12 protein-coding genes and 1 pseudogene are annotated in these 11560 nt (G+C 63.9%); 7 read left to right on the top strand and 6 right to left on the bottom strand.

What is annotated here, in order from left to right:
* The 6 genes and pseudogenes from AC1DKD_RS33150 to AC1DKD_RS33125 all read left to right on the top strand — a co-directional run.
* Positions 1-147: pseudogene (locus AC1DKD_RS33150) on the top strand (TenA family transcriptional regulator); the annotation flags it as partial.
* A 74-nt stretch (positions 148-221) separates the two neighbouring features.
* Complete coding sequence (locus AC1DKD_RS33145) at positions 222-587, top strand: 2Fe-2S iron-sulfur cluster-binding protein (protein WP_441636887.1); 366 nt, start codon at positions 222-224, stop codon at positions 585-587.
* Positions 588-614: 27 nt separating this feature from the next.
* Complete coding sequence (locus tag AC1DKD_RS33140; RefSeq protein WP_441636885.1) at positions 615-938, top strand: ferredoxin; 324 nt, start codon at positions 615-617, stop codon at positions 936-938.
* 61 nt (positions 939-999) lie between these two features.
* Entirely contained in the window at positions 1000-1332 is a 333-nt protein-coding gene (locus tag AC1DKD_RS33135) for a 2Fe-2S iron-sulfur cluster binding domain-containing protein (RefSeq protein ID WP_276286659.1), read from the top strand.
* Between the two features lie 224 nt (positions 1333-1556).
* Positions 1557-3098, top strand: coding sequence for a hypothetical protein (locus AC1DKD_RS33130; protein WP_441636883.1), 1542 nt, complete (start codon positions 1557-1559; stop codon positions 3096-3098).
* A gap of 69 nt (positions 3099-3167) precedes the next feature.
* The gene (locus tag AC1DKD_RS33125; RefSeq protein ID WP_441636881.1) at positions 3168-4676 is read left to right on the top strand and encodes a gamma-glutamyltransferase family protein; all 1509 of its coding nucleotides are present in this window, start codon (positions 3168-3170) and stop codon (positions 4674-4676) included.
* 48 nt (positions 4677-4724) lie between these two features.
* Here the strand turns inward: AC1DKD_RS33125 and AC1DKD_RS33120 are convergent, their stop codons facing one another.
* The gene (locus AC1DKD_RS33120) at positions 4725-5900 is read right to left on the bottom strand and encodes an OpgC domain-containing protein (protein ID WP_441636880.1); all 1176 of its coding nucleotides are present in this window, start codon (positions 5898-5900) and stop codon (positions 4725-4727) included.
* Between the two features lie 522 nt (positions 5901-6422).
* Here AC1DKD_RS33120 and AC1DKD_RS33115 point away from each other — a divergent pair.
* Positions 6423-7685, top strand: a complete 1263-nt coding sequence (locus tag AC1DKD_RS33115) for a serine hydrolase domain-containing protein (RefSeq protein ID WP_441636878.1) — start codon at positions 6423-6425, stop codon at positions 7683-7685.
* 108 nt (positions 7686-7793) lie between these two features.
* Here AC1DKD_RS33115 and AC1DKD_RS33110 read toward each other — a convergent pair whose 3' ends face one another.
* The 5 genes from AC1DKD_RS33110 to AC1DKD_RS33090 form a co-directional block, all read right to left on the bottom strand.
* Positions 7794-8252 (bottom strand): DUF2846 domain-containing protein, encoded by a 459-nt coding sequence (locus AC1DKD_RS33110; RefSeq protein WP_441636877.1) that lies wholly within the window; start codon positions 8250-8252, stop codon positions 7794-7796.
* Positions 8249-8659 (bottom strand): hypothetical protein, encoded by a 411-nt coding sequence (locus AC1DKD_RS33105; protein WP_441636875.1) that lies wholly within the window; start codon positions 8657-8659, stop codon positions 8249-8251. Before AC1DKD_RS33105 ends, AC1DKD_RS33110 begins: the two co-directional genes overlap by 4 nt.
* A 348-nt stretch (positions 8660-9007) precedes the next feature.
* On the bottom strand, positions 9008-9205 hold the full coding sequence (locus AC1DKD_RS33100) for a DUF4926 domain-containing protein (RefSeq protein ID WP_441636889.1): 198 nt from the start codon (positions 9203-9205) through the stop codon (positions 9008-9010).
* Between the two features lie 40 nt (positions 9206-9245).
* Entirely contained in the window at positions 9246-9677 is a 432-nt protein-coding gene (locus tag AC1DKD_RS33095; RefSeq protein ID WP_441636873.1) for a hypothetical protein, read from the bottom strand.
* A gap of 744 nt (positions 9678-10421) precedes the next feature.
* Positions 10422-11560: polymorphic toxin type 43 domain-containing protein (locus AC1DKD_RS33090; RefSeq protein ID WP_477144203.1), on the bottom strand; the 1139-nt coding region annotated here is incomplete at its 5' end.

Raw genomic sequence — 11560 nt, 5'->3', positions numbered from 1 at the left:
GAACACGCCGACACGCCCGAGCTGCAGCAGCGCTGCCTGAAAATCTGCGAGATCGGCGCACAGATGCGCCTGCTCTACACCACCGCGCTCTATCACGACTACGTCGCCCAGGAGATCTCCCTGCCTGAACTGGGCATGGCCGCCTGAGCCCGCAATAAAACGAGGCCGGGCGCATTGCCCCGGCCGCTCCCCCCCTCACAGACCGCTTGCGGAAACGTTGTATGCCGAAAGTCGTATTTCACAAGAACGGCCAGACCTTCGAGGACGAGGTCAAGCCCAGCACCAACCTGGTGGTGCGCGCGGGGATCAAGCAGTTTCCCTATCCGAACCTGCGCTACGAGTGCGGCATGGGCAAATGCTCCAAGTGCGCCTGCCGCGTGATCGCCGGCGGCGAGCACCTGCCGCCTCCGAACTGGAAGGAAAAGAAGCAACTGGGCGAGCGGCTGGAACAGGGCTATCGCCTGACCTGCCAGATCTGGCTGGAGCACGACATCGAGCTCAGCCAGGACGAGTTGCCGGTGGAGAACGCCACGGCGAGCAGTGTGGCCAACGTTGCGCAAGCTTGCATCCCGGCCAGCCCGCAGTAACACCAGCAACCACCAGGCAGCGCAGTCATGTACGTGATACTCAGCAGCAAACCGGGGCAATTCAGGACCGAACTGGTCGAGGGGCTGGTGGCCGTCGAGGCATACGACTATCTCTTCTACGGCCGCAAGACCGCGCACTTCGTCATCGCCGAAATGGCGCATCCGGTCAAGGTGAAGGTGATAGAGGAATCCGGCCAGGATGCCGATGCCGCCAGCCGGCAGGCGCCGGCCATCAATTACGTGCCCTCGAAATTCCTCGACAAGTTCGACACGCTGCAGGAAGCCCGCGACGAGCTCAAGCGCCTGTCCACCTTCGGCAGCATGGACATCTCACTGGTAAGGCGTGAATAGCGCGCGCTGAATAAACCGAGTATGGCCGGCATAGCGCCGGGCAGCCCCCTCATGCAATCGGATCGTTTCCATGATTGAAATCACCTTTGTCAGCAACGGCGGCAAGGTCGTCAGCGCCCCCGAGAACAGCAACCTGCTGCGCGTTTCCCTGCGCGAGAAAGGCGGCATCCCCTTCAAGTGCGGCGGCGGCCTGTGCGGCACCTGCAAGTGCAAGATCGAACGCGGACTGGCGTTCACCGACGCCATCAAGCCCAAGGAACGCAAGCATCTGACGGAGGCGCAGTTTGGCGAAGGCTACCGCATGGCCTGCCAGACCTTCGTCAACGGCGATATCAGCGTGTCCTGGGAAGTCCAGGTGAGCCCGGCGAAGGCCGTCGGGACAGTCGCCGGATAAGTGCGCCAGTCGCCGTGTCCTGCCCGCCCCGGCGCAGGCACGGCACCCGGCCGCAACGTGACGCAACGCGCGCATGGCGGCCATGAAGGGGAACTGCCGCGCACTYGCGCGCAGGGCGGCCACGCCATGGGTTGCCGCGCCGGTGCCAGGCCAGCTACGATGCCCCCTCGGCACAGACCGGCGGCCCCCACCCAGCCACGCCGGCACAGGAGACAAGCCCCAAAATGGAATCACATATCGCCCTGGGCGCGGCCCACTGGGTCTACCTCGCCGGCGTCCTTGCCATCGTGCTGACGATGGTGTTTCGCGCCAACGTGGTCGTGCCCGCGATCGTCGCGACCTTCCTCGTCACGCTGGCCTGGACCCATAGCCCGGTCAGTGCGCTGGCCAGCATCTTCAACGCCAGCTTCGTGGCGGCGCGCGAGTTGTTCAATATCTTCCTGGTGATCGCGCTGATGACGGCGCTGCTCAATTCGCTCAAGGCGCTGCGCTCCGACGTGCGCATGGTGGAGCCCTTCCGCGCAGTGATGAAGAACGGCCACGCTGCCTACTTCATGCTGGCCGCCATCACGTACACCATCTCGCTGTTCTTCTGGCCCACGCCTGCCATCCCCCTGGTATCCGCCATCCTGCTGCCCGCCGCGATCGCCGCCGGCCTGCCGCCGCTGGCCGGCGCCATGGCGATCGCCATCGCGGGCCAGGGTACCGCGCTGTCGTCCGACTATGTGATCGGGGTGGCGCCGGGCATCAGCGCCAAGGCAGCCGGGGCCGCGGTCAGCGCCGCCATGGTGGCGGACCGCGCGCTGGTGCTGTCGCTGATCACCGGCGGCATCGCGCTCACGATGGCTTATTTTTCCATCCGCGCCCAGATCCGTCCCGCCAATGCCGGCCACCTGGCCCGCTGGCAAGGCCGCGCGCCCGATGCCAGCCTGGCCGGCACCGAAGCCGCCGGCAGCTTCGACAAGAGCGCACTGGCGCGCGGCACCGCGCACGACGAGCCGCTCGGCACCGATGCCAATATCGCGCGCAGCCTGTCGATGGTGGAGCTTCGCCAGATCAAGTGGTCGAAGGTGTTTGCCGTGCTAACGCCGTTAGCGTTCGCCGCCGTGATCGCATTGATGGTCGTGCCCAGGCTGGGCCTGGGCGTGGCCGAACTCAAGGGCGGCGAGGCGGCCGCCATGGTCGGCGGCATGGCAGCGCTGCTGATGATCCTGTGCACGCTGGCGGCCGAGGGCCCGCGCAAGATGCTGGATGTCAGCGCGGAGCACATCACCGATGGTTTTGTCTTTGCCTTCAAGGCGATGGGCTCCGTGCTGCCGATCGCCGGCTTCTTCTTTATCGGCGCGGGCGATACCGCCGGCGCCATCCTGCACATCGGCCCCGGCCATGCGCCGAGCCTGCTGTTCGAACTGATCCAGGGCGCCGGACAATGGATTCCCAACAACCACGTCATGGTGGCTTTCGGCGTGCTGCTGGTGGGCATGATCACCGGCATCGACGGCTCCGGCTTTGCCGGCCTGCCGCTGACCGGCACGCTGGCCGGCGCGCTGGGCCCGACCGTCGGCATCGACGCAGCCACGCTGTGCGCGGTGGGCCAGATGGGCGCGGTCTGGACCGGTGGCGGCACGCTGATTGCCTGGTCCTCGCTGGTGGCCATCACCGGTTTCGCGCGCGTGCCGGTGCTCGATGCGGTGCGGGCGTTGCTGATACCGGTGCTGGCGGGTCTTGCCGTATCGACGATGTGCGCCGTGGTGCTGTGGCGGTGAGGAACCGCTCACGCATGCCGCTGCGTCAAACCCGATTGAAACGAATCTGATTCCCCTGGAACGCCACGCATGAGAACGACAGCTTTCGCCAATCCTGCCGCCACCCCTGCCATCGCCGGCGGCGAAGGCGTGCGCGCCGCGCACTGCATGGTCGCCACCGGCCACCCGCTCGCCGCCGAGGCCGCGCTGCAGGTACTGCGCGAAGGCGGCAGCGCCATCGACGCGGCGCTCGCGGCCGATGCCATCCTGGGCGTGGTGGAGCCGATGGCCACCGGCATCGGTGGCGACATGCTGGCCATGATCGTCGAGCCCGATGGCCACGCCGTGAGCTACAACGGCACCGGCCGCGCACCCGCCGCGTTCCCGATGGAGGCGCTGGCGGCACTGCCCAGGCAGCGCATCCCCGAACGCCACGCCCTGTCGCTGACCACGCCCGGCGCGGTGCGCGGCTGGGAAGACCTGCACCGCCGCTACGGCCGGCTGGAGTGGAAGCGGCTGTTCGCCCCCGCCATCGCGCTGGCGCGCGACGGCTTCGCGGTAGCGCCGGTGGCGGCGCGGGAATGGGCCTTGTTCGACCGCGTGCTGCATCAAGATCCGGTCTGCGCCGCGCTGTATCGCGCTGGCCGGCCCCCGGCCGCCGGCGAAACCTTCAGCAATCCGGAGCTGGCCGCCACACTGGCCGCTATCGCCGCCGAAGGCGCCGATGCCTATTACCTCGGCAAACCCGCCCAGGCCGCCGAAACGGCCAGCCGCCATGCCGGCGGCGCGCTGGCAGCGGCCGACTTCGCGGCCCACCGGGGCGATTTCTGCACCCCCGTCTCCACCGGCTTTCGCGGCCTGACGATCCTCGAATGTCCGCCCAACACACACGGCGTCGCCATCCTGCATGCGCTGGACGAACTGGGGGAACTCGATCCCGCCATGCTGGCGCAGGACGATCCCGCAGCCGTGGTACGTACCGTGCAGGCCATGGGCCGCGCCATGCGGTACGCCAGCGAAACCGTGGCGGACCCGGCCGGCAACACCGTCTGCACCGTGGTGGTGGATCGCGACGGACTGGCGGTCACGCTGATGACCAGCATCTTCAAGCGCTTCGGCTCGGGCATTGCCGTGCCCGGTTGCGGCTTCGTGCTGCAGAACCGCGGCTTCGGCTTTGCGGGCCCCGGCCATATCAACAGCCCTGCCCCCGGCAAGCGCCCCTATCACACCGTGGTGCCCGGCGCGGCGCTGCGCGGCGGCCGCTTGCACGCCGGCTTCGGCGTGGTGGGCGGGCTGATGCAGCCGCAGGGCCAGCTGCAGTTGCTGGTCAGGCTGGCCGCCTGGCACCAGCCGCTGCAGGCTGCGCTCGACGCGCCGCGCTGGCGCCTTGAATCCGATACCGCCCTTGCCATCGAAGCCGGCATGCCGCCGGACATCGTGCGGGCCCTGCGCGAAGCTGGCTACGCGGACCCCGCCGGCCTGGGCGAACTCGGTGGGCGCAGCGATTTCGGCGGCGCGCAGATCGTCATGCGCGACGCGTCGGGCGCGCTGCTCGGCGCCTCGGACAAACGCAAGGACGGCATCGCGCTGGGCGGGTAGAGCCCCGCCCGGCGCGCAGGCCGCACGACCGGCCTGACCAAAGGCGCCCTAGGCGAGCGCCTTCCGCTCTTCCTTCCGCCCCTCCTTGCTCTCTTCTCTCCGCGCCTCTTTCCTCTCTTCCTTGCGCCGCCCGTACCAGCCGCCGATCACCAGCAGCAGCGCCACCGCCACGATGTCGCCACCCAGCGCGATGGGCCGCGAAGGCCGCCCGCCGGCAATGCCGTGGGTAAAGCCCTCGATCACCACCGACACCACTGCGCCGAAGACAAAGCAGAACAGGCTGTGGCGGCCGATCTGCACGACCGGCCCCATCACCGATGCCAGCCGCGCCACCCAGCCCGCGCGCACCGCGAGGTAGCACAACCAGGCCAGCCCGAGAAAGCTCACGATGCGCAGCGCCGCCAGGCTCTTCTTGGGCAGCGGGAACACCATGGTCGGCAGCCACGCGGGCAGCCACGGCTCGTACACATGCGGGCGCATCCACAGGTAGGCCAGCAACACGCAGGCCAGCGTCACCGCCACCGCCAGCCCTGTCACAACCCAGCGCACCAGCGCCTGGCGCGGCAGGATGATATCGGGCCGCAGGCGCGCCATCAGGCCCAGGCCGAACAGCAGTTGCCAGGCGAACGGGTTGAAGCTCCAGCCATTGCCATCGCTGCTCGGCAGCAGCGGGGTGAGCATCGGCGCCATCAGCCAGAGCAACGCGCTCGCGCCGACAAAAGTCAGCGGCATGGCCCGCGCCATACGGATTGCCAGCGGCGCGAACAGGATGAAGACCGCGTACATCGGCAGCACGTCGGAGACAAAGGGCTGCCGCGCCACGCTGAACACCTCGATCAGCGTGCTGAACGGATGCGCCATGAAGACCGGCGCCTCCGTGGAACGGATCGCCGGCGCAGGCACCCGCGCCAGCGCCAGCAGCAAGCCGAAGACCAGCATCAGCACGCCGGTCAGCACGAACGCCTTGTAGATCTCCCAACTGCGGCGGATCAGGCGGTTCTGCGCGGCGGATGCGCCATGCCGCGCCTCCATGGCTATGTAGGCCGCCCCTGCCGAATAGCCGGCCAGGAAGACAAAAATCTCCGCCGCGTCGAAGAACGCGAAATTGCGGATGGTGTAATCGGCCAGCACGCTGCCGTTCACGTGGTCCACCACAATGAAGATCAGCGCGATGCCGCGAATCAGGTCAACCTCAGTTCTGCGCTGGGTTTCGATCTTGGACAAAAGCAACTCCTGGAATACCTGGCAATCCGGGGCCCCGACAAAGCGTCCGGATGTCTCCGAGGCCACCAATCCCTGGCCCCTGTTTATTCAATATGTATGGTTCAGCACCCGAACGCGGCCGGTTGGCGTTCAGCATGCTGCTGGGCCGTCACATGGCTTTGTCCCTGAATACCGGAAAAAGTGCGACGGACGTGCACGCTGGCGAGGACGGCAAACAGCCCTGGCAAAGCGGCGCCAGGGCGAGATGATACGGCATATTGGGGATTACCCTAGGGAGAGGCAGGAGCCAGGGTGCGGGAAGAGCCTGCCCTGTCGTTCCAGAGGGATCGGCTATCATCGGCCTCATAACACCGCGCACAAGCCGAGGACCACAACAACGCGCTATCCGACCGGACTCGTGATTTCCATCAGGCGTGCGACAACAGGGCCTTCCTGTTCTATGTCGTGTTCGGCGCCAACGCCTGGGACTTCGTCACATCGCCGGGTAGCTCAAGGACATGAAGGCAATAACCAGGAGGAGACATGGATATGCAAGGCAGGAAAACGCAGGGGATGTCCCGGGAGCGGCTCGACCGGGTCGAACGTTTCGTCGACGAAGCCTATGTCGCGACCGGCAAGCTGCCCGGGGCCCTCATCCAGGTGTGGCGGCGCGGCGAACTGGTCCTGAACTCGGCGCTGGGCCTGGCCGACCGCGAGCGGCAGGTTCCGTTGGCCGAGGATTCGATCTTCCGCATCTACTCGATGAGCAAGCCCGTCACCTCGGTGGCAGTCATGATGCTGGTCGAGGAATGCAAGATCGCCCTGGACGATCCGGTCGGCAAGTACATTCCGGCATGGGAAAACCTCGGTGTCTACAACGGCGGCTTCATGGAGAGCTTCCAGACGCGCCAGGCTACGCGCCCGATGCTGGTGGTCGACCTGCTGCGCCACACCTCCGGCCTGACCTATGGCTTCCAGCAAAACACCAACGTCGACGCGGCCTACCGCAAGCTGAAGCTGGGCGAACTCGCCACCGACGGCACGCTCGACGACATGATCGAAAAGCTGGCCAAGCTGCCGCTCGAGTTCTCGCCGGGCGAGGCCTGGAACTACTCGGTCTCCACCGACGTGCTTGGCTACCTCGTCGGCAAGGTCAGCGGAATCCCTTTCGAGACCTTCCTGAAAGAACGGATATTCGATCCGCTAGGCATGGTTGATACCGCCTTCCACGTGCCGGAAGAGAAGGCCTCGCGCTTTTGCGCCTGCTACGCCGTCGGCACGCTTGGTTCGAAGGTGGTATCCACGCGCGAGCCGGTACTGCAGGACGATCCCCTCACCAGCCCCTACCTGAAGCCGCCCGGCTTCATCTCCGGCGGCGGCGGCCTGGTGTCGACCGCCGCCGACTACATGCGCTTCGCGCGCATGTTGCTGCAAGGCGGCGAACTGGACGGAGTGCGTCTGCTGGGGACGAAAACGCTGACGCTGATGACATCCAACCATCTACCCGGCGGGGTGGACCTGCCACGCATGTCGCGCTCGATGTTCAGCGAGGCCAACTATGATGGCGTCGGCTTCGGACTCGGCTTCGCCACCACGGTGGCGCCGGCGGCCACCCTGATCCCCGGCAGCGCCGGCGACTTCTTCTGGGGCGGCGCTGCCAGCACCTTCTTCTGGGTCGATCCGCAGGAGGACCTGATCGGACTGTTCCTGACCCAGCTCCTGCCCTCCTCCGCCTACCCGGTGCGCCGCCAACTGCGCACACTGGTCTACAGCGCGATCACGGAGGCGGGGGGCGGAGCAGGCTAAACGCCCGGCGAGCCGTGACACACGATGTCGAGCCTGAGTTCGGATTGGCGCGTGTGTGGATGTCGTCGGCTGCCGTGCCTTCGGTGTAGCTCCGGCTGGGTCGCTAGCTCATTTTGCCGAGGTCTTCGCTACATCCCCGGTATAACTCAGGGAAGACAGCTCCTCCTTGGCTTTGTCCGGCGTCTCCAACTCCAGCACTACGCGGCCGACCATCAGGCCAATCGACGGCGAACTGCGCACGTATTTGGTTTCCCCACCATCGAGAACGAAGCTGAGCGTCTTCTCCGTTTCCGTCGATGCCGAGGCGACGTATTTGCCGGCCGGACGATCCACGAAGAAGAAGCCACCGGGCTTGGATTCCCCGACGACCTGGCTATTGAGGCGAAGGTCGGGTTGAATCGCGGCGCCGAACATGGATGCCGAGCGCAAGAAATAGATGCGACCTTCCCCGGGCTTGATCGTTGGGATAGAGGCCGCCATCTCGGAATGCTTCACACCCGACGCGCAACCCGCCATCAGGAACGATATCGCCATTCCTCCAATTACCATACGTACAACTCGTTTCATTCAATTTCTCCCAAGGTCAGGGGTACTGCGGTTGAAAGCGGGGAATAGTTTTGCTCCCCCGGCAAATAGAAGCCCACCAGCTTGTTGTCTTTGAGCACCAGGTAGGCTTCGTGGACCTGACGGCCTTCAATCGTGAAAATCGTTCCGACCGGCCGGTAGACTTCCCCTTGCGGCAAACGGCCCACCCGTTTCCAGACGGAATGCGCCGCGAGCTGGCGGGTATAACCGGTATCAAGCCGGACGAACGCAGGCGCCAAGAGTTGTATGGAGTGAGCCGCAGCCCCGTCCTGGGCGAGCTCGACGCTTGAGGGTGCCGTTGCGATCATTGGGGCGCAGCCGAGCAGCGCAAGGCTGGCGCCGAACACCGGCCAGCGGCGACGAAGACGTAGAGAAAATAATGGAGACATTATGAAATTCGTTTGAAGCCATACTTCGGGAAATGCGTGGCGGTGCCAATGGGAACCCTTGACTGCCACGTCCTGGGCCCTCTTGGCATACCCGCTCCATGTCGTCACTCACTGGCCTAGCAACTATCGGAGCTAGCCTATCTTGCTATCGAGACCGCCCGTAGTTCTGGAGTAACCCCTGGCGCCACACTGTAACCGATCGGTTTGGCCCACAATTTCTCCAGAGCAGTTTCGAATTTCCCGATGCCGTCCGCGTCACGCAAACCTATCACTGCAACATCATTGCTCTTTTCACAATAGATACACCATTCGCCAACGTCAGATGCATGCTGGGTTCATCGTCTTTATCTAACGTTCAGCCAGCTCCAGATCGCGGCCTGCGAGGACCGCTTGAACTCTCGTCGTCCCATCGGGATTAGAGAACTCTACTTCGTAGTTGCCATCGCAATAGTCTTCGATAACGTATCCGATGTCCCCCCATCTGAGCCCCTCATACGATCCCTCTCGACCAACATAGCGGACGCGGTTGTAAAGTGGAATTTTCATTAACGTCCCTTCGTAAAACCCAAGAAAGGTGTATTCAACTTCAAGCAACCATCAGCCTGCCGCCCATGTCGCCGGCAATCGCCGCCATCGCGCTGGTTAGCTGACCTTCCGGCGTCGCAAACCAGCTTGCAACGGCCGACCCGAAGCTCGTCAGCTTGTCCTTCACACCGTTCCAGCACTCATGCATGGAACAGTTGTTCAGCGCTTCGTTCTGCGCCGCGCTGGCTGCCGCGAATGGATCCTGACCGAATGCAGAGGCGATGCCGCTCCGCTGCCCACTACCGCCGCACCGATGAATGGCGCCAGGGCCGTAGATGATGCTCCGCCAATGGCACCATATCCAGCACCCGACACGTCCCACGTTGGCGACGCCCCGCAATCCTAGACGCAGCAAGGCTTCGCGGGTGGTCAGCGCCCCGATGCAGGTCTCGGGTGCAAGTTTTTGCCCCAGACGCGGTTTTTGGCCGCGCAATCCGATTTCGTTAAAAAATGCAAGGCGCGCAGGTCTAGCCAAAGGGGCAGACTTGCGATCGCAATAGAATGTGACGCCGTCCTGTGCAAGGAAGGCTCGAGGAAAGTTGACCTGGGAATCCGCGACGGGCGCCGCAGATGACCTCGTGGATTCGTCCGGTGTGTGGATGTGTGTACAACACTCGTGTTGTACACACATCTGGGGGTGGGTTAGTCATTCACTCTGCTCGTTAGTTACCCCCCTGCGAACTGAGAGCAGGCTAAGCGGGATTGCCCCACGACCCCAACCGTCCTCAAATCCGGCGGTTGACTACCGTATCAACCCTCTGTCTCAGTCGTTGCGTTGCCCAGCCTCGCGATAGCAGCGTCCGCAACGTCCCGCGAAGCTCCGATACAAGAACTGAATTTAGATCCAGCCAATCCATCGCCTTAAGTGGCCAGTAATCAGAGACAGAAGATTCGAATGCAAACTCGAGTAGAAGCACCTCTGGAAATGAGCGGGCAGCCTCCGCCAGCTCTGGACGAACTTKAACGGCGCGGCTCACGTGATCGTAAAACGCTGTCCTTCCGGTCTCGAGCAATGGAAGTAAGGGCATTGTGTCGTCAGGCTTCGAGATGGTCACCAATCGTTGTCCCACCCGAAAGCACCATTCTCCCCGTAGCCCCACTCCGAGTTCTATCCGACCTATGCTCACAAGCCAGATGTTCTGATGTTCAACACGCGGCGGAAAGATCATTCGGGTTTTCATCGGCTTCCCCAACGTTGATGGTTCACTGTAACGCCGACACGCTTCGAAAGCCATTCCTGGAACTGCTTCTCGATCTGAGGCGTCCAGTTCTGTCCATAGTGCCCACTATTCTCAGTTGTGATGATCGAACCATCTGGTGCTCGGCTGAACGTTCCACCTACGATGTTCTCGTCCTTTGCACCGATTGACTGAACAAGTTTCTGATGCGGCGAGCCATCGAATAGCCCAGCTTTGGGAGCGCCAACAGCAAAGGTACYTGTTGTCGGATCGTACACAAACTCCACACCGCCGCCCGAAGGATAGTAGTTCTTCAAAGCGCCRACCGACGTGTTGTCAGTAATCGCTATGATGCCCGGAGCAGGACCAGAGCCTGAGAAGACCGGTGCTGCCGTGCGTCCGGCAAGCTGCTCCTCAATTGCCTTAGCTACATCATTGCCTACCGACCTCGTTGCTCCCAAGAGCCCAATACCCTTGAGCGTACCCGTAAGCATCCCTTTGATCAATCCAGTGCCGATCAAGTCATCCGGCGAGAAGGTCGGCAGCTCAAGCCCCTGCGCCTTCGCCTGAGCAATCTGCCAGCTCTTGTCCAGCAGTTGGCAGTCTGTGGGGCCTCTGGCGGACCCACAACCCAGGGATGTCTTCTGATCCTGAATCCAGTTGGCAAGGGACTGACAGCCACCTCCCTCACATTTGGTCAGGCCATCGGCCAGAATGTCGTTACTCTTCTGATCCCTTTCAGCATTAATATTGGCAGCCACACACGACGTCCAGACGCCGTTCGCGCATTCCCGCTTGGCCTTCTCAAGCGTCAGCCGATCCTTGAGGCTTAGGTAGTTGTTCAGCGCCTCGTTCTGCGCCGCGCCAGCTGCCGCTGTCGCGTTCTGCCCAAGGGCCGCCGCCAGCCCACCGCCAGCCAACATCGCCGCGCCGATCACGATGGCTTGATTCAGCGAATTGGCACGGTCAGCGTTCGTCTCAATCCCCAGCGCCCCGCCAACCAGCGGCGATATCACTGCGCCGGTTGCGCCGCCAATCGCCCCTGACGCACAGTCCCCGCTGCCGGCCGCGCCCGCGACACAGCCGAGCGCCGCATGGCTGAGAATGTTCTGGAAGGAGCCTGGATCGGTGTTCGCAC

The organism is Cupriavidus sp. 05T313 (assembly GCF_056396665.1).
The sequence above is the reverse complement of the archived record's forward strand: the minus strand, read 5'-3'. Positions and strand labels throughout refer to the sequence as shown.

Bases quoted from the DNA above. Each gene is read 5' to 3' on its own strand.
- AC1DKD_RS33115 (WP_441636878.1), top strand. From the start codon at position 6,423: ATGGATATGCAAGGCAGGAAAACGCAGGGGATGTCCCGGGAGCGGCTC.
- AC1DKD_RS33130 (WP_441636883.1), top strand. From the start codon at position 1,557: ATGGAATCACATATCGCCCTGGGCGCGGCCCACTGGGTCTACCTCGCC.
- AC1DKD_RS33145 (WP_441636887.1), top strand. From the start codon at position 222: ATGCCGAAAGTCGTATTTCACAAGAACGGCCAGACCTTCGAGGACGAG.
- AC1DKD_RS33140 (WP_441636885.1), top strand. From the start codon at position 615: ATGTACGTGATACTCAGCAGCAAACCGGGGCAATTCAGGACCGAACTG.
- AC1DKD_RS33100 (WP_441636889.1), bottom strand. From the start codon at position 9,205: ATGAAAATTCCACTTTACAACCGCGTCCGCTATGTTGGTCGAGAGGGA.
- AC1DKD_RS33125 (WP_441636881.1), top strand. From the start codon at position 3,168: ATGAGAACGACAGCTTTCGCCAATCCTGCCGCCACCCCTGCCATCGCC.
- AC1DKD_RS33110 (WP_441636877.1), bottom strand. From the start codon at position 8,252: ATGAAACGAGTTGTACGTATGGTAATTGGAGGAATGGCGATATCGTTC.
- AC1DKD_RS33105 (WP_441636875.1), bottom strand. From the start codon at position 8,659: ATGTCTCCATTATTTTCTCTACGTCTTCGTCGCCGCTGGCCGGTGTTC.